This is a genomic window from Acinetobacter sp. TSRC1-2 (assembly GCF_049895885.1).
In the GTDB taxonomy this organism is placed as follows: Bacteria; Pseudomonadota; Gammaproteobacteria; order Pseudomonadales; family Moraxellaceae; genus Acinetobacter.
This window is the reverse complement of record NZ_JAFCTF010000015.1, coordinates 84,479-106,997: the sequence shown is the minus strand read 5'-3', so window position 1 is coordinate 106,997 and position 22,519 is coordinate 84,479. Positions and strand designations below refer to the sequence as shown.

At 39.2% G+C, this 22,519-nt stretch carries 16 protein-coding genes and 1 pseudogene; 15 read left to right on the top strand and 2 right to left on the bottom strand.

Going from position 1 to position 22,519, the window contains the following annotated elements; genetic code table 11:
* From ACP69Y_RS14690 to ACP69Y_RS14675, 4 genes are all read left to right on the top strand, one after another.
* On the top strand, window positions 1–312 hold a 312-nt coding region (locus tag ACP69Y_RS14690), incomplete at its 5' end, for a 4Fe-4S dicluster domain-containing protein (protein WP_425918557.1).
* 74 nt (window positions 313–386) lie between these two features.
* Entirely contained in the window at window positions 387–1,778 is a 1,392-nt protein-coding gene (gene mdtD, locus ACP69Y_RS14685; protein WP_425919188.1) for a multidrug transporter subunit MdtD, read from the top strand.
* A gap of 446 nt (window positions 1,779–2,224) precedes the next feature.
* Window positions 2,225–3,103: a LysR substrate-binding domain-containing protein gene (locus ACP69Y_RS14680; RefSeq protein ID WP_425919185.1), complete on the top strand. Its 879-nt coding sequence runs from the start codon at window positions 2,225–2,227 to the stop codon at window positions 3,101–3,103.
* Window positions 3,104–3,121: 18 nt separating this feature from the next.
* The gene (locus ACP69Y_RS14675; protein ID WP_425919184.1) at window positions 3,122–4,474 is read left to right on the top strand and encodes an MmgE/PrpD family protein; all 1,353 of its coding nucleotides are present in this window, start codon (window positions 3,122–3,124) and stop codon (window positions 4,472–4,474) included.
* Window positions 4,475–4,601: 127 nt separating this feature from the next.
* Here the strand turns inward: ACP69Y_RS14675 and ACP69Y_RS14670 are convergent, their stop codons facing one another.
* Window positions 4,602–6,029: an NAD-dependent succinate-semialdehyde dehydrogenase gene (locus ACP69Y_RS14670; RefSeq protein WP_425919183.1), complete on the bottom strand. Its 1,428-nt coding sequence runs from the start codon at window positions 6,027–6,029 to the stop codon at window positions 4,602–4,604.
* 35 nt (window positions 6,030–6,064) lie between these two features.
* Entirely contained in the window at window positions 6,065–6,955 is an 891-nt protein-coding gene (locus tag ACP69Y_RS14665) for an NAD(P)-dependent oxidoreductase (RefSeq protein WP_067724263.1), read from the bottom strand.
* 225 nt (window positions 6,956–7,180) lie between these two features.
* Here ACP69Y_RS14665 and ACP69Y_RS14660 point away from each other — a divergent pair, with 225 nt between their 5' ends.
* From ACP69Y_RS14660 to ACP69Y_RS14610, 11 genes and pseudogenes are all read left to right on the top strand, one after another.
* Entirely contained in the window at window positions 7,181–7,975 is a 795-nt protein-coding gene (locus tag ACP69Y_RS14660; RefSeq protein ID WP_425919181.1) for an N-acyl homoserine lactonase family protein, read from the top strand.
* A gap of 271 nt (window positions 7,976–8,246) precedes the next feature.
* Window positions 8,247–9,509 (top strand): MFS transporter, encoded by a 1,263-nt coding sequence (locus ACP69Y_RS14655; RefSeq protein WP_425919179.1) that lies wholly within the window; start codon window positions 8,247–8,249, stop codon window positions 9,507–9,509.
* Window positions 9,510–9,532: 23 nt separating this feature from the next.
* Window positions 9,533–10,870, top strand: a complete 1,338-nt coding sequence (locus tag ACP69Y_RS14650; protein ID WP_425919177.1) for an OprD family outer membrane porin — start codon at window positions 9,533–9,535, stop codon at window positions 10,868–10,870.
* Window positions 10,871–11,027: 157 nt separating this feature from the next.
* Entirely contained in the window at window positions 11,028–12,176 is a 1,149-nt protein-coding gene (locus tag ACP69Y_RS14645) for an acyl-CoA dehydrogenase family protein (RefSeq protein ID WP_425919175.1), read from the top strand.
* Window positions 12,177–12,250: 74 nt separating this feature from the next.
* Window positions 12,251–13,486 (top strand): annotated as a pseudogene (locus tag ACP69Y_RS14640) (MFS transporter); the annotation flags it as partial.
* A gap of 229 nt (window positions 13,487–13,715) precedes the next feature.
* Window positions 13,716–14,864, top strand: coding sequence for an acyl-CoA dehydrogenase family protein (locus ACP69Y_RS14635; protein WP_425919173.1), 1,149 nt, complete (start codon window positions 13,716–13,718; stop codon window positions 14,862–14,864).
* A 21-nt stretch (window positions 14,865–14,885) separates the two neighbouring features.
* Window positions 14,886–16,985 (top strand): acetate--CoA ligase family protein, encoded by a 2,100-nt coding sequence (locus tag ACP69Y_RS14630; RefSeq protein WP_425919171.1) that lies wholly within the window; start codon window positions 14,886–14,888, stop codon window positions 16,983–16,985.
* A gap of 3 nt (window positions 16,986–16,988) precedes the next feature.
* The gene (locus ACP69Y_RS14625) at window positions 16,989–19,037 is read left to right on the top strand and encodes a 3-hydroxyacyl-CoA dehydrogenase NAD-binding domain-containing protein (protein WP_425919169.1); all 2,049 of its coding nucleotides are present in this window, start codon (window positions 16,989–16,991) and stop codon (window positions 19,035–19,037) included.
* A gap of 157 nt (window positions 19,038–19,194) precedes the next feature.
* Window positions 19,195–19,644 carry an acyl-CoA thioesterase gene (locus tag ACP69Y_RS14620; protein WP_227574697.1) on the top strand — a complete coding sequence of 150 codons (450 nt, stop codon included), beginning with the start codon at window positions 19,195–19,197 and terminating at the stop codon, window positions 19,642–19,644.
* 35 nt (window positions 19,645–19,679) lie between these two features.
* On the top strand, window positions 19,680–20,885 hold the full coding sequence (gene pcaF, locus ACP69Y_RS14615; RefSeq protein ID WP_425919187.1) for a 3-oxoadipyl-CoA thiolase: 1,206 nt from the start codon (window positions 19,680–19,682) through the stop codon (window positions 20,883–20,885).
* Between the two features lie 247 nt (window positions 20,886–21,132).
* Entirely contained in the window at window positions 21,133–22,389 is a 1,257-nt protein-coding gene (locus tag ACP69Y_RS14610; protein ID WP_425919166.1) for a DcaP family trimeric outer membrane transporter, read from the top strand.
* The last annotated feature ends 130 nt before the right edge of the window (window positions 22,390–22,519 follow it).

Sequence of the window (22,519 nt, the reverse complement as noted above, 5' to 3'; positions counted from 1 at the left end):
CTGACCTTTGACCGTCTGTCTTCGGTGTTTGTATCCAACACGGTACATGAAGAAAACCAGCCGGCGCATTTGAAGCTGACCGATGCTTCAATTCCAGTCAACGTCAACCTGCCGAAATGGGATGAGCCTGCTCAGCGCTATTGCCCGGCGGGGGTTTATGAAATCATGGAAAACAATGACGGCTCGAAACGTTTTCAGATCAATGCAGCCAACTGTGTACACTGCAAGACCTGTGACATTAAAGATCCCTCTCAGAACATCACCTGGGTAACGCCGGAAGGCGGTGGTGGTCCGAATTATCCGAATATGTAAGGTTATTATTAAGTAAATATATCAATGTCCGAATATAGGAAATGGAAATCCTTTTTTTTATCAATAGGTGAAAAATAAGCTCAATGGAAGAACATGACAAGCTCCAGCCCCAATATAGAATATTGGTTTTATTGGCATCTATTGGCTTTTTTATGCAAGCCTTAGATACAACGATAATTTTCACAGCCTTACCTGCTATCGCTGAAAGTTTAAATGAAAATCCATTGGATATTCATGGAGTGATTATTGGCTATGTATTAGCAGTAGCCGCGGGGATTCCATTAAGTGGCTGGTTAGCAGATAAGTTTGGGCTAAAAAATACTTATTTTACAGCTATATTGATATTTACAGTGGCATCACTCGGTTGTGGTCTATCGCAAAATCTTGATCAACTCATTGGCTTTCGGATATTACAAGGTGTAGGTGGTGCTTTACTAATGCCCGTTGCAAGATTGGCATTGCTTAAAATTATTCCCAGAACACAATTTGTTTCAGCCATCAGCACCATGAATATTTCAGGTTTAATTGGTCCTTTACTTGGACCTGCCTTAGGGGGATGGTTAGTCAAAGTAGCAACTTGGCATTGGGTGTTTTGGGTGAATGTTCCAATAGGTTTAATTGGCTTATTTTTTACCCTTAAAGTCATGCCAAATATCACTGAAAAAAGTGTAAAGCGGTTTGATTTAAGTGGTTTTGTTCTGCTGCTCATTACAATGATAGGGATTGTACTTGGGATTGAAATGGCATCAAATCCCGAATTCTCAACTTCATTCATTACAGGGGTGCTGATCGCTTCAGTTTGTGCAGCGTTCATTTATGCCTATCATGCTCATCTGCATGAGCAGGCCTTATTTAGAGCTGAGTTATTTAAAAACAAGCTTTTTACGGTAGGAATTCTGGGAAATCTATTCGCCCGATTGGGTGGCAATTCATTGCCGTTTCTACTGCCCTTAATGCTGCAGATTGCTTTTGGTGTTGAACCCTTTATGGCGGGATTAATGATGACACCCTTAGTCTTGGGTTCGTTATTTTCCAAGCCAATCACGCGACCCATTATTCAAGCTCTGGGCTATAGAAGCTTTTTAATTCTCAATTCTGTGCTGGTGGGTTTATGTATTGCCAGTTTTTCATTAACGTCTATTGATACGTCCATTTGGTTTAGAGGATTGCATTTCTTTGTCTTTGGCATATTGAATTCCCTACAGTTTGTTGCCATGAACTCGCTAACTTTGAGTGAACTCAGCGCTCAGCAAGCGAGTAGCGGAAATAGTTTTTTATCCATGATTATGATGCTTTCAATGAGTATAGGAATTGCTTTGGCCGGAACATTGTTAAATATGTTTATGCAGCAGTCTGGTGCTCAAAACTCTGTCGATGCTTTTCACTATACGCTGCTATGTCTGGGAACAATTAACATCATTACGGCATTCATCTTTTCCCGAATTCCAAAAAATATGGCGACTTAAATCTTGCTATAGCACCGTAATTTCAGCCAATAAAACTTTTCATTGTGACAGTACAAAAAATGGAAGGATAGAAATAATCAAGGCTCTAAAATCAATATGACGAAATATCTTTAACTTAAGACTTTCAATATATTAAAGAGCCTTCGCAAGACATCACAAGGGTAACGCCTTAGGGCGGTGATGAATTACATTACCCACTTATGTAGAGGTTATTTATAGCTCTTCATTTTTAATTTTTAGGTAAAAACAGTCTCTTAGGAGGCTGTTTTTTTATAACTCATAGCAACATGAGTTTTATTCAATCAACACAGTTCATAAATATGTATGCTGTTTCGCTAAAGCCAGACGTCGTGATCAGTGTTTGATCCTACGACTTATTGATGACAGGGTGTATGAGGATCATAGACTTTTCCTTTTATACTGTGCTTTTGAAACAGGAGGTTGATATGCGCGATATTCCACCATTAAATGCTCTTAGAACATTCGAATGTGTTGCCAGACATAAAAGTTTTACTAAGGCTGCTGATGAATTATATGTAAGTCAATCTGCTGTAAGTCGTCAAATTACATTGATAGAAGAATATTTAGGTATCGAGTTTTTTAAACGCGAACGCTCGGGCATCAGTTTAACGGATGCAGGTGAAAAATATTATTCAGAAATTGGGCCTGCATTTAATAAGATCGCCATCGCAACACGCGGTATGAGTTCTTATCGACGTAATAATGATATTGCATTACGTGTTTATTCAACTTTTGCAGCAAAATGGCTAGTACGTCGACTCCAAAAACTGCATGCAGAAAATCCAAAGCTAAGAGTTAATATTAAAACAGCAATTGCACCTGTAGATTTTGCCACTGAAAGTGTAGATGCATCTATTCAATTTGGCGATGGCAGTTGGCCTGATGTAGAAAGCTTTTTTTTATGTAGTGATGAAATTCGACCTGTATGTAGCCCATCACTAATTAAACATTTAACACGTCCACCAGCACCACAAGATGTAAATAAATACACACTCATTCATTCAACGTATCGAAAATTAGACTGGGCGGACTGGCTATCTGCACAAGATATTCAAAGTGAAGAAACAGATCAATTTATCTTACCCAATTCACTATTAGCTTATCAGGCGGCACTCGATGGTATTGGTATCGCTATGGCCCAAACCAAAATGGTGGAGCAAGAAATCGAAAATGGAAGTTTGGTTTATTTTTCAGACTTCGTTTTAAAACGTGATTTAGGTTATTACTTAGTGATGCCACAAAATTCACCTAAACAAGAAAAAATCACAGAATTACGTGATTGGTTGATAGGTGAACTCAATTAAAAGGATTTATACGAAAATATGACCACCATTATTCAGCAGTATGCAAACTATGCAGCATTAGAAGCAAATCGCGATTTATCATCAGAAACCTTACATCACGCTAAACGTGTTGTTTTAGATTGGTTCTCGGCACTCTATCCTGGAATGGTGAGTGATGTAGGCTCTAAAATTATTGCCACTTTCGAGGATGAATTTGGCGTAGGTAAAAGCCGTATTCCAAGTTTAAATCAAACCGGTTTTTCCTCAGCTGCTGCATGGATTTTAGGTACAGCCTCTCATGCCATCGAGTTTGATGATATTTTCCGAGATGCAGTTTATCATCCGGGTGTACCGGTAATTAGCGCAGCATTGGCAGTTGCAGATGAATATAATCGTACAGGTTTAGAACTTTTAAAAGCTGTTGTTGTGGGTTATGAAGTTTCTACGCGTTTAGGTGCTGCCGTACAACCTTCGCATTACTCGTTTTTCCATACCACAGGTACGGTGGGTGCCATAGGCAGTGCAGCAGCAGCAGCCTTTTTAATAGATCCTGAAAATTCAGATTTATTCGCTCATGCAGTAGCAACAGCGACAACATTTGCATCGGGTTTACAGCAAGCCTTTCGTTCCGATGCGATGACCAAGGCACTGCATGGTGGTCACGCAGCGTCTATTGGTGTAACTGCGGCGAAGTCAGCGGCTAAAGGTATTACTGGTGCTTTGGATATTCTGGAAGGAGAGGTTGGTTTTGCTGCAGCATTATCCAAAGGTGCGAACTGGGAAACTGCTGTTGCAGGCTTAGGTCAAGACTACAATATCTGTAAAATGACACAAAAAAATCATGGATGCTGTGGTCATACTTTTGCCGCAATTGATAGTGCGATTGAAATTCGGCAAACTATTCTAGATCAAGGATTCGTACTTTCAGATGTGCAAAACATTGAAGTGCGTACCTATCAAACAGCGCTTGATGTAACCGGAAACTTTCGCCCTGAATCTGCATTCCAATGTCGTTTCAGTTTGCCTTATGTAGTGTCACATGGTTTTCTACATGGTAGTGTTCGCTTAAATGCATTTGAGGATGCGCAGCGATATTCAAAAGAAACACGCGAGCTGATGCAAAAACTGGTATTGGAAAGTGATACTGAATTAACAGCCAAGTTTCCAAAGCAACGTACAGCGAAAGTCAAAGTAATATTAAAAGATGGCCGAACTTTTGAACATTTCTCACCATGTCGCAAAGGCGATCCTGAAGCACCATTAACAGATGAAGATTTAGATAACAAATTTTTTGAATTGGTTGATGGGGTGATTTCATTTGAACAAGCAAAAATATTAAGAGATCAGATTTGGTCTTTAGATCAGATTGATGTTCATGCACTAAAAATCTAAAAAGTTTAATGTAATATTTAAAAGGAGGACTTTGTTCTCTTTTTTTATTTAAAAGATTCTTAAACAAATAAAAACCGAGCTAATTGATTCACTCGGTTTATTACAACATTTTGAATTAGATCATAGTTTAATGTGCAATTCTAACTGTCTTGATTTTCAGGAATTCGTGGATACCTTCAGCGCCACCTTCAATGCCTAAACCACTGTCTTTTACTCCGCCAAAAGGTGTTTCAGGTAAAGAAGCTTGCCAGTCATTAATACTGATCACGCCACTTTCAATTTCATTACTAATTCGCTCAATGTATTTGAAATTATTGGTAAATGCATAGGCTGCCAAACCAAATGGCAAACGATTTGCTTCAGTAAGTGCCTCATCTAAATCATTGAATGATCTTAGAATGGCAATCGGCCCAAAGGGTTCGATATGATTAATCTGAGCATCTAAGTTGGGTTGAACAATGACTGTAGGTGCATAAAAACAACCTGATAAATCTTTTAGTTTCTCCCCACCAGCTGAAATTTCGACACCAAGCTCACGTGCATTTTGGACTAGCTGATCAATGGCATCTAAGCGACGTACATTTTTAAGGGGACCCATTTGTGTTTGAGCATCAAATGGATTACCGACTTTAATTTGTTTCGCATACTCAGCAAACTTTTCACTAAAAGTAGTAAAAATTGATTGATGAATTAAAAATCGAGTAGGGGAAGTACAGACTTGCCCAGCATTGCGGTATTTTGCAGCAACTGCAGCTTTCGCTACTTTCTCTACATCGACATCTTCACAAATGATAACAGGGGCATGACCACCTAACTCTAGGGTGAGTTTTTTCAGATGTTTTGAAGCTTTTTCTGCAAGTGATTTACCAATAGAAGTAGCGCCTGTAAACGTGATCATTGCAATATCCGAAGATTCGCACAGAATATTCGAGATTTCTTCAGGATTGCCAAACACCATGTTAATTACACCTTTAGGAAATTCAAGCTCATCAATAATCTGTGCAATTTTTAGCGCGATACCAGCAGTTTCTTCTGAAGGTTTAATGACAATAGAACAGCCTGCAGCGAGTGCTGCACTAATTTTACGAGCAGGTGTAATCGCTGGCGCATTCCAGCCAGAAAAAGCAGCAACAACACCGACAGGTTCATACACAATGGTTTGTTTGATATTTGCAGTGCGTGGAGGAATGGTTTTACCGTAAATACGACGCGCTTCTTCACTCGCCCATTCAAACATTTCAGCAGCAGTTTGTACTTCCTTTCTGGCTTCAGCAAATGGTTTGCCCAGTTCTAAAGTAATTTGTTCAGCAAGTTCATCTACACGTGCATACATGAGGTTGGCAATTTGACGAATCTTTAGTGAACGATCATATGCCGTGGTTTTAGACCAAATTATATAGGCTTGTTTGGCTGATTGAATCGCTTCTTCGATATCTGTTGGCGACGTAAATGTCAACTCACCTAAGCTTTCTGCGGTAGCTGGGTTTAGAACGTCATAGGTGATTTTTGATGTTCCCTGACGAAAACTTCCTGAAATATACTGATTATATTGCATAATAAATGGCTCTATTAAGTGGATATTCCAAAGGCTTAAATACGAATTTTCTCGATTTCGTTTGCTTCAGCCCAAAAATCAGTCATTGAGGAGGTATCTTGTCCGTCTTTACCTGCATGACGAGCCAGTTGGAACATATTGCGTACTAAATTACCGACTGGAAGAGAAATCCCTGTGGATTGAGCAGCTTGACATGCCAGAGTTAGATCTTTGAAACCTAGAGCAATATCAAAACCTGGTGTTAAATCACCCTTCAAAACTTTTACTGGCCATTTTTCTTTTAACTGACCATTCGATGCCGTTGTCCCAGTTAATACTTCAAAAGTTTTTGTTGTATCTAATCCCAGACCTTTCGCAAGCACTAAAGCTTCAGAGTTTAATTGGCAATAACATAAAACCATTAAGTTATTGATCAGTTTCATGCGTGTTCCAGCACCTGGTTCACCACAATGCAGAACAGTCGTGCCCATTTTTAGCAATAAATCTTGTAAATAAGAAAATTCAGATTCTTCAGCACCTAGCATAAATAGAGATTGGCCTTTATCTGCATGTGCAGCCAGACGTCCTACTGGTGCATCTGCAAATTTAATATTCTTTTCTTGAGCATTTTGATATAACAAATCGACTGTGTCAGTATCAATTGTACTGAGTTCAATTAAGTATTTACCTTCCGCAAGATTAGCCAAAACTCCATTTTCACCGAGAATAACGTCTTTAGACTGCTTAGGACCAGGTAACATAGTAAAAACAACATCGACATTTTTTGCAATATCTTGAATGTTCTCAGCATTTTTACCGCCTAATTGAATGAATTTTTCAATTTGTGCAGGATTTAAATCAAATGCTGTTACATCTAAACCGTTTTTTACTAAGTGAGATGCAAGTGGGAAACCCATACGTCCTAGACCAATAAATCCAATTTTCATAATTCTTCCTTTACATTTACGAAATATAGCTTTCCTATAGAAAACAATTTCTCATATCACACCATAAAAGGGTAATAACTATTTGGAATGCTATGATGAGTTTAGGTAAAGTGGAATCGAGGAAAAATGTTGAGGAAAAATCACCATAGTGTGAATTTTTGGAAATTAAAAAATAGATTGATAAAGTATTATTAAAACAAATATAAGGATTTTAAGGAAAAAAGGATGATTCCTAATTATGAAGTATATGCAATTAAATATGCGGGTGTGACTAAAAAGGAATCAGATAATTTCATTTATAATGATCAACATGATGTTGATATGGGGTTGGATTTTTTTATCTGGGTAATTAAGCATCAAGATAAAGTTTGGTTAGTTGATTTGGGTTTTGGTGAAGAAGAAGCGCTGCGAAGAAATCGAAAATTGATTCATAAAATCGACGAAGCACTCAGTCTTGTTGGCATAGATCATACATTGATAGAAGATGTGATTATTACGCATATGCACTTTGATCACGTAGGGAATTTAGATTATTTTCCAACAGCAAAATTCTATCTGCAAGATGCAGAAATGAATTTTGCGACAGGAAGAAATATGTGCCATTCCTGTTTGTCTCATCCGTTTAATGTAAATGATGTGATTCAGATGGTACAGAATGTTTATAAAAATCGAGTTGTTTTTATCGATGGGACAAAAGAAATTGCACCTGGAATTAGCTTACATAAGGTAGGTGGTCATACAGGTGGGTTACAAGTTGTTCGCGTACATACTGAACGGGGCTGGGTTGTACTTGCTTCAGATGCATCTCATTTTTATCGAAATAAATTAGAAAAAAATCCATATCCTATTGTATTTAATATTGGTGAAATGATGGAAGGATTCAATTTACTTGATGAATTAGCATCCTCAGCAGATCATATTATTCCAGGACATGATCCAGATGTATTAACTCGTTATCCGCATCCAAATCTGAAACTTGCACCATTTGTTGCAGTGTTACATAAAGAACCCTTGCTATAAGTTCTAATTTTTCTCTTAAACCATTCTTTAATGAATGTTTTTTTTATTGCTCTTATTTTTAAAAATGTAATCTGGTGATGAGTTTTCAGACATATTGAGTTTTCAAATTCTTATATATTCCATCATATCTTTAGGCTTAAAAATAGCCGATTAACGTGTTTGGCCTATAAAAGGATTTTATATGGAAAAGTCATCCCCTTTGAATGCTAATTTAGTAGATATAAATGAGCAGGAAAAACAAAAGTTATTAAATAAACTACTCTGGAAAATAATGCCAATTTTATTTTTGGCATATATGTTTTCATTTTTAGACCGAGTAAATATTGGTTATGCCAAGCTTCAAATGCAGGATTATATTGGATTTACAGATATTCAATATGCATATGCCGCAGGTATTTTCTTTATTGGCTATGCGTTATTTGAAATTCCAAGCAACTTATTAATGGATAAAATCGGTGCCAGAAAAACTTTAACTCGCATTATGGTCTTATGGGGGCTTGCCTCAGCAGCTACTGTATTTATTACTACAGTAAATCAACTTTATATGATCCGCTTTTTACTTGGAATTTTTGAAGCTGGTTTTTATCCAGGTGTATTTCTTTATTTTAGTTATTGGTTCCCAAGCTATATGCGAGGTCGTGTTGCGGCAATTATTTTGGCAGGCTCATTAGTTGCCCCAATTATTGGTGGTCCTATTTCAGGGATCATCATGACCGAAATGGATGGGTTTTGGGGGTGGTTTGGCTGGCAATGGATGTTTTTACTAGAGGCTCTTCCAATTATTTTTATTGGTATTTTTTGTCTATTTTATCTTTCCGACAAGCCAAGTACATCAAAATGGCTTACTGATCATGAAAAAGTGATGCATCAAAAAATGATGAATGATGATGTAGGGAGTAAAGCTACTCATCATGATAAATCAGCTCATTCAATGTCAAATATTCTCAGTTGTATGTCTGATGCACGCATATATTTACTTGCATTTTTAGCCTTTGCGACATATTGCGGCAACTATGGTTTCAGCTTTTGGCTACCGACTATGATTAAGGATATGGGTGTGACCAATATTGCGCATATCTCATTTTATGCCGTGATTCCATTTTCGTTAGGCGCTGTCGGTTTATTTCTTATTACGCGTAGTTCAGATAAACGTCGAGAGCGTCGCTGGCATTATGCCTTGTCGATGGTATTTGCAAGTTCAATGCTGGTGCTTGCTGCATATTGGGAGGGTGGCATCATTTCCCGCTTAATCATTCTAGGTTTTGCAAGTTTTGGCTTTATGGGTGGGATGGCTCTCGCATGGACCTTACCAACGGGTTATTTAGATGGGAAAACGGCACCTGTGGGTATTGCTTTAGTCAGCACGCTTGCTACGACAGCAGGTTATTTTGCACCTTGGATTATGGGTGTAATGCGTGAACACTTTGGAACGAATCAAGCGGCTCTTGTCAGTATTGCAGCAGTCATGTTGTTGGCATCAGTTTTGATGATGTTTGTTGTACCCGCCAAAGCAGTGTATGTCAGCAAAAAATAAGACCCCATAATCAAGGAAGAATTATGAAAATACCAGTGAAAATCTCACTGGTGATGGGGTTTATTTTGCCTCTATCACCAGCTGTTTGGGCAGATCTTTTTGATCAAGATAAGCTAACTGTCATTAATAAGAATTTCTATTTTTATCGTGATTTTAGAAATGGCGGTTATAATCCCTCAGGCGCTAATGTAAATGTTCCAATTTCAGAAAAAGAAGGTTATCGAAGTGAATGGGCGCATGGAATTATTGCAAATTACAGCTCAGGCTATACCGATAGTCTTATTCAATTCGGCTTTGATGCCTATGGTTTACTTGGTATAAAACTTTATAGTGATGAATATAAAACAGGTACGAATCTTCTTGAATTTGATCCTGTAACAGGTAAAACAAAAGCGGCATTTGGCGAGCTTGGTGGTGCATTAAAACTTAAATACAACGATACCGTTATTACCTATGGTAACCAATTTCCCAACATTCCTGTCATTGCCATGAGTACTGTACGATTGCTACCTACGGTAAGTACTGGTCTAACACTGCAAGATAAAACCATTAAAGATATGACCTTAAATGCAGGTTATTTTTATCAAATGAATCCATTTGATTCGACTAAAAACTTAAATTATTTTACGACAGATTATTCTTCGGGTATTAAAGCGGACAGTCTTAGCTTTATTGGCGGTACATATAAGTTACAAGATGGATCAATTACAGTCTATGCTTCCGAATTGGCGGATGTATGGAATCAGTATTTTTTAGGTGTCAGCTATCAGCATCCGTTGTCATCAAATAATGAAAATTTACGCTTTAATTTATCCAGTTATGCAAATAATGATACAGGCGATCGACTCGGTGGCGAGATTGAATCCTATATCGCGTCGACATTGCTGAGCTATCAAAAAGGCAGTCATACATTTACGGCAGGTTACCAGCAGGTTTTTGGAAATGAACCATTTGACTGGGTAGGTTTTTCCACAATGGGAGCAAATAAATCTATTTTAAATGCCGTCAATTTTTCTACGTTCTCTGAAGCTCAAGAAAAATCATGGCAATTAAAATATGAATTGGATTTAGCCGAATATGGCCTACAGGGATTAACACTCATGGGGCGTTATATGTATGGCTGGGATATGAATAATAGTCATAGCAATAATCCATATTACACAAAGCGGCATATTTATGACCAAAATGTTAATAATAAACATTGGGAAAGAAACTTTTTAATTAATTATAAAGTTTCAAGTGGTTTTGCAAAAGGGACAGATATTAAGTTGGTTCAATCAACTCATCGTGCAACTAAAGGCTATAGATATAATGATATCGACGAATTTCGTATAATTTTTGAATATCCGCTGAGTTTTTAAGTCTTTGAAAGCCAAATTATTTAATTTGGCTTTTTTATTAAAAATAAAAATGATAGGTCTTTTTTAAAATATTCATGAGTACATAACTTATTTGAAAACTTGAAAGTACTTTCATCTTTATTATTTTCTTATGTAGTTTACATATGGAAGAGTAAGGATGAACTTCAATTTAACCGAAGAACAAAATGCATTTGCGGACTCAGTTCGTAAGTTCGCTCAAAAGGAACTTGCAGATGGCGCATTAGAACGTGCGCACTCACATGACTATCCATGGGATGTGGCAGCCAAGCTCTCGGAAATGGGCCTACTCGGAATTACCCTGAAAGAAGAAGATGGCGGTATTGGTGGTGAACTCATGGATGCCGTGATTGCCATTCAAGAGTTAGCCTTAGTTTGCCCCAAAAGTGCAGACGTGGTTCAGGCGGGTAACTTTGGTGCAATTCGTACATTCGCAGAATATGCATCACCATATTTAAAAGAAAAATTCTTACCTAACCTTTTGGCCGGTAAAACACTACTTGCTTTAGGTATGAGTGAGCCAGGTGCTGGCTCATCAGTGACTGAGTTAAAAACATCAGCAGTTGAAGATGGCGATCACTACATCATCAATGGTTCAAAAGTCTTTTCAACCCATAGCCCACATGCAGACACGTTTCTGGTTTATGTTCGTTTTGGCGAAGGTTTAGACGGTATTGGTTCAGTCATCGTCGAGCGTGGCACACCAGGTTTTGAGGTGGGTCAGCCTTCAGCATTTATGAGCGGTGAAGACTGGTGTCAGCTGTATTTTGCAGACTGCCGTATTCCTAAAGAAAACATCTTATTGGGTCCTGGCGGTTTCAAAAAACAAATTTCAGGTTTTAACGTAGAGCGTATTGGCAATGCATCACGTGCATTAGCATTGGGTCGTCATGCCTTCAATGTCGCGCGTCAGCATTGTTTAGACCGTGAGCAATTCGGCAAACCACTGTGTGAATTTCAAGGCTTGCAATGGAAATTCTCTGAAATGGCACTGAAGCTTGAATCTGCTCAGCTTTTACTTTACCGCGCAGCAGTGAATGCTGATGGTGGCTTGCCGTCAGCCTATGAAACCAGTGTGGCGAAACTGTCCTGTAACCTAGCAGGTTGGGAAGTATCTAACGAAGCATTGCAAGCGATGGGTGGCTACGGCTATTCAACAGAATCATTGGTTGAATACTGTGTGAAGCGTACTCGTGGCTGGATGATTGCGGGTGGATCGATTGAAGTACTCAAAAACCGAATTGCAGAAGATGTATTTGGCCGTCGTTTTAATCAACGTGCTAAGTAAAAAAAAGGTAGTATTCACAGGATAAGTGAATATTCAAATGGAATGAAAATTGATTATTTGCAAAGGAAAATTGTATGCATGTAGCAACAGTAGCCGGTGATGGAAGCGGCAATAAAAAGTGGAAATTAGCATTTTTTTTATGTTTTCTAGCTTTGGTGGTAGATGGGGCAGATGTAATGATGCTTTCTCTGAGCCTATCTAAAATCACAGCAGATTTTGGATTAACCAGTGTTGAAGCGGGAATGCTTGGAACGGTCACTATCTTAGGTATGGGTATTGGTGGTATTTTTGGCGGTTGGGCGAGTGATAAATTTGGCCGAGTCAAAGCGATTGCTGCTTCCGTATTTCTTTTTTCAATTTTGACAGGATTATTAAGCTTTACCTCAAACATTTATGAATTCGCTGCACTCCGTTTCTTTTCAGGTTTGGGCTTAGGAACAGTATATATTGTCTGTGCAGGTCTAATTGCTGAGTATGTTCCAACTAAGCATCGTACAACCACCATTGCAGCGCTACAAACAGGATGGACATTTGGTTATATTCTAGCTTCAGTTATGGCAGGTGCTATCATTCCAGAGCATGGCTGGAGAATGATGTTCTTGTTAAGTAGTTCAGCGGTTGTACTTGCAATTTTAATTTACTTTTTTGTTCCTGAGTCAGAATCTTGGAAAAAAGAGCAAGCTACGCTTAAGACAAATAATGGTGTGGCTGTTAAACAAGCATCAAGTTTTAAACTTGTTTTCCAAGATAAGGCTGTACTTAAAATTTTAGCTCTATGGATGTCAGCCAGTGCTTTGTTACATATTGGGTATAATGGCGTAAACCATTGGATGCCACATTATATAGAGCATGAAATGGGTCTTGATTTTAAATCAATGACTTACTATATGATTGGTAGCTATACAGCAATGATTTTAGGTAAATTGTTTGCTGGTGTCTTAGCTGACAAAATAGGCCGACGTTTTAGCTTTGTTTTTGGTTCTGTTTCAACAGCAATCTGTTTATTTTTGATTGTAAATTTTCATACACCTGGAAATATCATGTACTTCTTGGTGGCTTTTGGATTCTTATATGGTATGCCATTTGGCGTATACAGTACTTATATGAGTGAAAGTTTCCCAACAAAAATTCGCGGTACAGCTTTAGGTACCGCACATAATGGTGGGCGTTTAGGTTCAGCACTTGCTCCATTGCTAGTCGGTTATGTTGCTTCAGGCGGTTCAATGGGTGCAGGTTTCATTGTATTAGCACTTGCATATTTACTGTGTATGATCCCATTATTCTTCGTCCGAGAAAAAATGTTTGATCCCGCAGCAAAAACTCAAACTGAGAGTACAGATAATATTCAATCAGCTTCACAGGTTAAAATTGAGCGAACGACCGCTTAAGTTTATGACTGGATAAAACGCCTATTCTTAGGCGTTTTTTTATTTTACATTTTCGCAAATAAGTCATAGCGTGATGATTTATTTGAAAACACAAAAGCCATAAAACACCTATTCTAGTTTTATAAGATTTGTTGCAAGTAGAGCTAGAAATATGGACTTTAATTTAACCGAAGAACAAAATGCATTTGCGGACTCAGTTCGCAAGTTCGCTCAAAAAGAACTTGCAGATGGCGCACTGGAACGTGCCCATTCACATGACTATCCATGGGAAGTTGCGGCGAAGCTCTCAGAAATGGGCCTACTCGGAATTACCCTAAAAGAAGAAGATGGCGGTATTGGTGCTGAACTCATGGATGCCGTGATTGCCATTCAGGAACTGGCTTTGGTTTGTCCGAAAAGTGCTGACGTGGTTCAGGCGGGTAACTTTGGTGCCATCCGTACTTTTGCAGAATACGCATCTCCCTACTTGAAAGAGAAATATCTTCCTGACCTTCTGGCAGGCAAAAAACTACTCGCTTTAGGTATGAGTGAACCAGGCGCAGGCTCATCGGTGACTGAACTGAAAACCTCAGCAGTTGAAGATGGCGATCACTACATCATCAATGGCTCTAAAGTCTTTTCGACTCATAGTCCCCATGCTGATACTTTCCTGATCTATGTACGCTTTAGTGCAGGTCTGGATGGTATTGGTTCTGTGATTGTTGAACGTGGTACGCCAGGCTTTGACGTAGGTCAACCTTCAGCCTTCATGAGTGGTGAAGAGTGGTGTCAGTTGTATTTTGAAAACTGCCGTATCCCTAAAGAAAATGTCTTGCTTGGTCCAGGCGGTTTCAAGAAACAAATTTCAGGCTTTAACGTAGAGCGTATCGGCAATGCCTCGCGTGCTTTGGCGCTTGGCCGTCATGCCTTTAATGTAGCCCGTCAGCACTGCCTGGATCGTGAACAGTTCGGCAAAGCACTTTGCGAGTTTCAGGGTCTGCAATGGAAGTTTGCAGAAATGGCACTCAAGCTCGAATCAGCACAACTATTACTGTACCGTGCAGCGGTGAATTCTGATGGCGGTTTGCCTTCAGCCTATGAAACCAGTGTGGCGAAACTGTCCTGTAACCTAGCAGGTTGGGAAGTATCTAACGAAGCACTGCAAGCGATGGGTGGCTACGGCTATTCAACAGAATCATTGGTTGAATACTGTGTGAAGCGTACTCGTGGCTGGATGATTGCGGGTGGATCGATTGAAGTACTCAAAAACCGAATTGCAGAAGATGTATTTGGCCGTCGTTTTAATCAACGTGCTAAGTAAAATATAAAAGGACTTAGAGAAATGAACTCAATGCTTAAAGAAGATAAAACCTTATCCAATGCGTTACTTAAACCCAAATCAGTGGCATTGGTTGGTATTTCTGATGACGTCAGTAAAACTGCTGGTCGCCCTTTGCATTTTTTAAGAAATGCAGGGTATAAGGGCACGATCTACTGTATTAATCCTCGCCGAGAAACAGTTCAAGGTGAAAAAGCTTTCCCATCACTGACAGCGCTTCCTGAAGTACCTGATCATGTCTATGTACTGACGGCAGCAGATTTAGCACTCGAAGTGGTTGAAGAATGTGGAAGACTCGGTGTACCTGTGGTGACCTTGATTGCCAGCGGTTTCAGTGAATCTGGGCATGAAGGCATTGAGCGAGAAAATAAATTACGTGAACTGAAAGCCAAATATCAGACACGCATTCTAGGTCCTTCTAGCTTAGGTATTGTCAATTTATATGAAGACCTGTTTTTAACCGCCAATGCGGCATTTGCAGAACCGGGTTTACCTAAAGGAGATATTTTCTGTGCTTCGCACAGTGGCAGCATGATTGGTTCTTTAACTTCACGTGGTCGTAACCATCACACTGGTTTTTATGGCCTAGTTTCAGTAGGTGGTGAAGTTGATTTAAGTGTTGGTGAAATCTGTTTAGCGACTTTGGATAATCCAGATATTCATGGCTATATGCTGTTTTTGGAATCTATGCGCCATGCAGATAAACTACGTGAATTCGCAGTAAAAGCAGCAGAGTTAAATCGTCCAGTGGTGGTGTTTAAACTTGGACGTTCACAAGTTGCTGCCGATCTTGCGGTTTCACATACAGGTTCTATGGCGGGGGAAGATGCAGTTGCAGAGGCATTCTTTAAAGATTGTGGTATTGCACGTGTAGAAACTTTGGATGGTTTTTTAAATGCAATTCCTTTACTCAGTAAAGTTGAACCGCAAACAGCGAATCAGAAAAAAATCAATGTAGGCGTATTGACCACGACTGGTGGCGGGGCAGCGATGGTCGTGGATCAGCTGGGTATCCGTAACGTTTCAGTGGTTTCTCCAACAGAAGACACGATTGCCAAACTGAATGAACGTGGTGTAGAAGTTTCAGCTGGTGGAATTATTGACCTGACTTTGGCTGGCACAAAATATGAAGTCATGAAAGCAGCTTTAGAAGTACTTGACGATGCACCTGAGTTTGATCTGGTACTCGTTGCTTCAGGATCTTCAGCGCGTTATCACCCAGACCTTGCAGTAAAACCAATTGTAGACAGCATTGCGACCTATAAAAAACCTTTAGTTAGTTTCCTTGTACCCGATGCGCCGGAAGCCTTAAAGCAACTAAAACAAGCTGGTGTACCATGTTTTCAGTCACCTGAAGCCTGTGCAGATGTCATCAATGCAGCATTCTCACGTCGTATACCAACTGCTATTCCTCAAGTAAGCAGTAAAGAATTTGCAAATACTGTAACCTTAGATGAAGATTCTGCTTACAAGTTATTACAACCTTTAGGTATTCAAAATGCGCCTTATCAGGTGCTATCAATCGATGATTCTGCGGACCATTTGACGATTGAATATCCAGTTGTGGTTAAAGTTTTACATGATCAAATTAGCCATAAAACCGAAGTAGGTGGGGTGATTCTGCATGTGAATAATGCAAATGATCTCACAACTGCTATTGCACAAATCAAGCAGAATGTAGAACAGCATTGCCCTGAACTGATTGTCGAAAAAGTTTTAGTACAGTCGATGGTGAAAGGTTTAGGCGAAGTTCTGGTCGGCTTTAAGCGCGATAAAGACGTGGGTCCGATTGTCATGCTTGCTGCAGGTGGTGTACTAACTGAACTGTATAAAGACAGCGCAATGCGTTTAGCACCTGTCACACTTGAATCTGCCTATGAAATGATTTCGGAAGTCAAAGGCTTAAAAGCATTAGATGGTTTCCGTGGCAAAGCTAAAGGTGATTTAAAAGCAGTTGCAGAGACGGTTGTGGCATTTTCTCGATTGGCATTGTCAGAAGAATATTACATTGAAGAAGCAGAAATGAATCCTCTGATTGTCAATGTCCAAGGTCAGGGTGTCACTGCAGTGGATGCACTGGTTCATATTGCGAAAGAGGGTTAAATCATGACGGATACCATTCATTTTGAAACCGAAGACTCAATTGCCGTTATTGTAATTGATAACCCACCCGTGAATACAGGTTCATGGTCTGTACGAAAAGGTTTACTCGACGCTGTAGAGAAATTTGCACAAGATGATGCCCTGACTGCAGCGGTGATTATTGGCAAAGATAAAAACTTTATTTCGGGTTCAGACTTAAAAGAATTTGGCAAGCCAATTGCCTTACCAGAACTACCACAAGTGATCGAAGCCATTGAGAAATGCCCTAAACCTATTATTGCAGCAATCAGTGGTGCAACATTGGGTGGCGGTTATGAATTAGCACTTGGTTGCGATGCTCGACTTGCTGCACAAAATACGCTGGTCGGTTTACCAGAAGTGACTTTAGGTATGTTGCCTGGTGCAGGTGGCACACAGCGTTTGCCTCGTCTTATTGGTATAGGACCAAGTATTCAAGTGATTTGCAGTGGCAAACGTATCAAAGCGCCAGAAGCGTTAAAACTGGGCATGGTGGATGCGATTGCAGAAGGGGACTTACGTCCTTTCGCTATTGAATTTGCCAAGACTGCAGTCAAAAATCCGCTCTCTTTGAAATCTGTTGTGAAAGATGAATCTGCTGAACTGGATGCAATTGTAAAGAAAGCATTAAGAGCAGGAAAGCACCGTCCGCAAGTGCAGGAATCAATTCGCCTGATTAAGGCAACAGCGGAACAGGAATTTTATGTAGCCTTAGCTGAAGAGCGTCAAGTGTTCCAGAAATTACGGGTGGCCGACGATGCCTTTGCATTAAGACACCTATTCTTTGCTGAAAGCAGCGCAAAAAAAGCCATTAATTTAAAAGAAGCTGTTCTTAAACCGCTTAAAAATATTGTAGTTGTCGGCGCAGGCACTATGGGAACTGGTATCGCTGTTTCTGCATTGAAGGCTGGCTTTCATGTAACAGTCTATGACCAATCCAAGTCAATTTTGGTGCAATGCAAATCAAAAATTGATGCCATCTATGAAAAAGATATTGCCTCTGGCCGAGCTAAAACTGAACAGCGAGATGCCCAGCTGGCACAGCTTGAATTATCTGATCATGATTCTGCTTTTGAAAATGCCGATTTGGTCATTGAAGCCATCTTTGAAAATTTAGCAGTAAAGCAAAATTTAATTAAGCAGATTGAAAATATTGCATCTTCAAGCACCATTATCGCCAGTAATACCTCTTATATTGATCTGGATGAAATTGCAGAAGTGAGTTTACGTCCGGAAAACATCGTCGGTATTCATTTCTTCAATCCTGCGTATATTATGCGTTTAGTTGAAATCATTCATGGCAATAATACTTCACAAGAAGTGATTTCAACGGCTTTTGGCTTTGTACAAAAACTCGGAAAATTACCGATTCTCTGTAAAAATTCCTTTGGTTTTATTGGCAACCGTATATATTCAGCATATCGCTATCAATGTGAGTTAATGCTGGAAGAAGGGGCTTTGCCAAATCAAATTGATAATGCCATTGAAAGCTTTGGTTTCAATATGGGACCCTTTGCAGTCGGTGATTTATCTGGATTGGATATTGCATGGAATATGCGTCAAGCCAATGCAGCTAAACGTAATTCTGCAGCGCGCTATGTTTCAATTCCAGATCAAATCTGTGAAGCAGGCCGCTTTGGATGCAAGACTGGCGCAGGCTATTACAATTATGCGGACGGGATTAAACAAGTTGATCCATTTGTATCAGAACTGATTATCAAGACATCTGCAGATAAAAAAATCGAACGTCAAGAATTCAGTTCAGAGCAGATTGTTGAGCGTGTTTTGCTCACTATGTCTAATGAAGCTGCATTGCTGTTGGCTGAGGGAGTCACTACACGGATGAATGATATCGACTTGGTCATGGTCAACGGGTTTGGTTTTCCTAAATGGAAAGGTGGACCAGCATATTGGGCTGCAAGACAAGATTTGAATAACCTGTATACCAAACAAAAAGCTTTAGCAGAAGTAACAGGTGCGGGCTTTATAGCAGGAGATCTATCAATTTTTCAGAAACTTGCTAAAACAGCTTAACTCTAAATTTATTATTGAAGCGTGCCTATTTGCCTGACGAAAGTCGGGCTTTTTTTTGCCTGAATGTGATGAGGCTGTGATTTTTTGGAAATTGTCACGGATTTCAGATCCATATAATCAAGCTAAGAAAAATTTAACCCTAGCGATGTCATATTTTATGAATGATCGGACTGAATTGTCCATGAGTGTGTTAATGACACCAGATATGGCAAATTTCTCTGGCAATGTGCATGGCGGAACAATTCTAAAATTACTTGATCAAGTTGCATATGCCTGCGCCAGTAGCTATTCGAGTGCCTATGTCGTGACATTATCGGTAGATAAAGTTCTGTTTAAAGAACCAATCAAAGTTGGTGAAATGGTCACTTTTCTTGCCACAGTAAATTATGTGGGCAGAACTTCCATGGAAATAGGTATTCGTGTCGAAGCGCAAAATATACGCAATGGAACAACACGGCATACCAATAGCTGTTATTTCACCATGATTGCAGTCAATGAACAGGGTAAACCTCAACCGATTCAGCCGTTGGATTTAAACACGTCGCTTAAACAATGTCGCTTTGATGCAGCACTCAAGCGTAAAAAATTGAGACTGCAGTTGGCTTAAAGATCAATAAACAGAATATCTGAAAGGAAAAAATGATGAAAAATGCTTATATCGTGGATGCAGTTCGTACTCCCTTTGGCCGTTATGCAGGTGGTTTGGCTACTGTGCGCACCGATGATTTGGGGGCATTGCCGATTAAAGCTTTAATGGAACGCAATCCATCTATTCAGTGGGGATTGGTGGATGATGTGATTTATGGATGTGCCAACCAGGCAGGGGAAGACAACCGAAATGTCGGCCGTATGTCTGCGTTATTGGCAGGCTTGCCATATCAAGTTCCTGCAACGACGGTGAATCGCTTATGTGGATCATCCTTAGATGCGATTGCTATGGCAGCTCGTGCAATTAAAGCAGGAGAGGCCGACTTAATTATTGCTGGTGGTGTTGAATCCATGACACGTGCACCATTTGCGATGGGAAAATCTGAAGGGGCATATGGTCGCAGTCAGAAAATTGAAGATACCACCATGGGCTGGCGTTTTATCAATCCCAAATTGAAAGAAATGTATGGTGTAGAAACCATGCCTCAAACTGCTGAAAATGTAGCAGAACAATTTAAGATTAGCCGTATTGATCAAGATAAGTTTGCACTGGAAAGCCAAAAACGAACTGCAATAGCTCAACAAAATGGTTTTTTTGATAAAGAAATTATTCCAGTGACCATTCCACAGCGTAAAGGTGAGCCTATTGTCATCTCTCAAGATGAGCATCCACGTGCATCTACTACAGCTGAAGGTTTGGCAAAACTGAAACCCGTGGTAAAAGCAGATGGTAGTGTGACTGCGGGCAATGCATCTGGGATCAATGATGGTGCAGCTGCATTGCTTATTGCTTCGGATGAGGCTTTAGAAAAATATAATTTAACACCGCGTGCACAAATTATTGGTGCAACGACCATTGGGGTTGAACCACGCATTATGGGCTTTGGGCCAGCACCTGCGATCAAGAAGTTATTGGCACAAACGGGTTTAACGCTTGAACAAATGGATGTGATTGAACTGAATGAAGCATTTTCTGCTCAAGCTTTAGCATGTACGCGTGATTTGGGACTTGCAGATGACTGTGACAAAGTGAATCCAAATGGTGGCGCGATTGCTTTAGGACATCCATTAGGTGCTTCAGGAGCGCGTTTAGTCACGACTGCTTTGAATCAACTTGAAGCGATAGATGGCAACTATGCACTGTGTTCGATGTGTATTGGTGTAGGGCAGGGTATCGCACTTATTATCAGCCGAAAATAAAACAGATAAACCCATGATCTCTATGTTTGGTAGAGATCATTTTATTGAATGTATTTGCATGATTTACAGTGAATAAATAATTGATCTGAACTTGCAAATAGCTAAAACCTTTTTGAAAATCAAAAAAGCTGGATGAGAATTAACATGTATTCATGAGGAATATGAATCATCATTTTTATGACTTATTTCAGCTTCTAAAAAATTCAAAAAGACATGGATGTAATATATTTAAATATTGGAGATTTTCATGCGACTATTGGTAAATAGCCTTGCATTAACGGTAATAACTTTCATGTTTAACAATGCTTATGCAGGGGAGCCTGAACAGCAACAAATACAAGAGTTGCGTAGTGAACTCGAAGCAGTAAAGGCATGGATTCAACAACAAAACTTAAATACCCCATGGTCACCCCATACTCAAGTTGAATCATCACCCATCCCAGTAAATTTAACATCAGATATTTATCAAAAAACTGCTGAAACTTCTTCATTGAAATGGAAATCAAAGGCCGGAGCAGAAGTTAATCTTTATGGTTTTGTACGTGCTGATACTGCCTATCAAATTGAAGGGGGAGATGCTATTTTTAACCGCATAAATAAAATTGCATTGGATGGTGATTTAAATAAAAAATCAACAGAAGATAGATTTGATTCAACATTAACGACAACACGTATAGGCATAGATTTTAAAACCCCTGTTGAAGATATGGATGTTGCTGGAAAAATTGAAGTTGATTTTCGAGGTGGGGATAAAAATGAAACTTTACGTATACGCCATGCCTATTTAACTCTTAATAATTGGTTAATTGGTCAGACTACATCATCATTTCTTTCCACAGAAACCTCACCTGAAATGTTAGATTTTAATGGTTTACTTGGTGGCGGAACATTCCGTACACCCATGGTTCGCTATAGCAATAAGATTGATCCAAATACACAATATTTCCTAGGCCTTGAAAAAGGAAATGAAGATAACCGATTACCTACTGCTACTGCGAAAATCAGTCATAAATTTGCCGATGGATCAGGAATGTTTACAGGCCGAGGTCTAATTCAGGAAGTACGTGCACGTGACGTGAATAACGAAACTTCATTAGGCTGGGGTATTGGCTTAGGCTTAAGTTACCAAGCTATGGATAAATTGGCACTAAATGCTAATTATTCACATATTGCAGGTGATAATAAGTATTTGTTATATAATACTAATAATTATATAAAGAAAGGTGATGATATTGATTTGATTGATCTCGATACATTTACTGTTGGGGCAACATATAAATTCAATTCAAAATTACGTAGTACGATAGCGTACAGTGCAATGTATTATGATCAAAATGTGGAAAAGGGAAATGATAAGCTTCAACAAGGCTGGCTCAATGTAATGTATAACCCCGTAAAACCAATTACAGTTGGTCTGGAGTATGTATATGGTGAGCGTGAAACTGTTGATGGTCTATCAGGGACAGATAATCGTTTAGAAGTTATGGTGAAATATGAGTTTTAATTTTAAATAAATTGTAAGGAATAGAATTTTTCTATTCCTTATTTAATTTGAAGATGATAGTTTTCTTAAATAAGAATTTCTGTATATAATTTATATTTTAATCAATTTAACTTATGTTTTCCTGAAGTTT

What these genes read in the sequence shown, in the direction of transcription:
- ACP69Y_RS14680 (WP_425919185.1), top strand. Translation starts at nt 2,225, where the DNA reads ATGCGCGATATTCCACCATTAAATGCTCTTAGAACATTCGAATGTGTT.
- ACP69Y_RS14675 (WP_425919184.1), top strand. Translation starts at nt 3,122, where the DNA reads ATGACCACCATTATTCAGCAGTATGCAAACTATGCAGCATTAGAAGCA.
- ACP69Y_RS14670 (WP_425919183.1), bottom strand. Translation starts at nt 6,029, where the DNA reads ATGCAATATAATCAGTATATTTCAGGAAGTTTTCGTCAGGGAACATCA.
- ACP69Y_RS14665 (WP_067724263.1), bottom strand. Translation starts at nt 6,955, where the DNA reads ATGAAAATTGGATTTATTGGTCTAGGACGTATGGGTTTCCCACTTGCA.
- ACP69Y_RS14660 (WP_425919181.1), top strand. Translation starts at nt 7,181, where the DNA reads ATGATTCCTAATTATGAAGTATATGCAATTAAATATGCGGGTGTGACT.
- ACP69Y_RS14655 (WP_425919179.1), top strand. Translation starts at nt 8,247, where the DNA reads ATGCCAATTTTATTTTTGGCATATATGTTTTCATTTTTAGACCGAGTA.
- ACP69Y_RS14650 (WP_425919177.1), top strand. Translation starts at nt 9,533, where the DNA reads ATGAAAATACCAGTGAAAATCTCACTGGTGATGGGGTTTATTTTGCCT.
- ACP69Y_RS14645 (WP_425919175.1), top strand. Translation starts at nt 11,028, where the DNA reads ATGAACTTCAATTTAACCGAAGAACAAAATGCATTTGCGGACTCAGTT.
- ACP69Y_RS14635 (WP_425919173.1), top strand. Translation starts at nt 13,716, where the DNA reads ATGGACTTTAATTTAACCGAAGAACAAAATGCATTTGCGGACTCAGTT.
- ACP69Y_RS14630 (WP_425919171.1), top strand. Translation starts at nt 14,886, where the DNA reads ATGAACTCAATGCTTAAAGAAGATAAAACCTTATCCAATGCGTTACTT.
- ACP69Y_RS14625 (WP_425919169.1), top strand. Translation starts at nt 16,989, where the DNA reads ATGACGGATACCATTCATTTTGAAACCGAAGACTCAATTGCCGTTATT.
- ACP69Y_RS14620 (WP_227574697.1), top strand. Translation starts at nt 19,195, where the DNA reads ATGAATGATCGGACTGAATTGTCCATGAGTGTGTTAATGACACCAGAT.
- pcaF (WP_425919187.1), top strand. Translation starts at nt 19,680, where the DNA reads ATGAAAAATGCTTATATCGTGGATGCAGTTCGTACTCCCTTTGGCCGT.
- ACP69Y_RS14610 (WP_425919166.1), top strand. Translation starts at nt 21,133, where the DNA reads ATGCGACTATTGGTAAATAGCCTTGCATTAACGGTAATAACTTTCATG.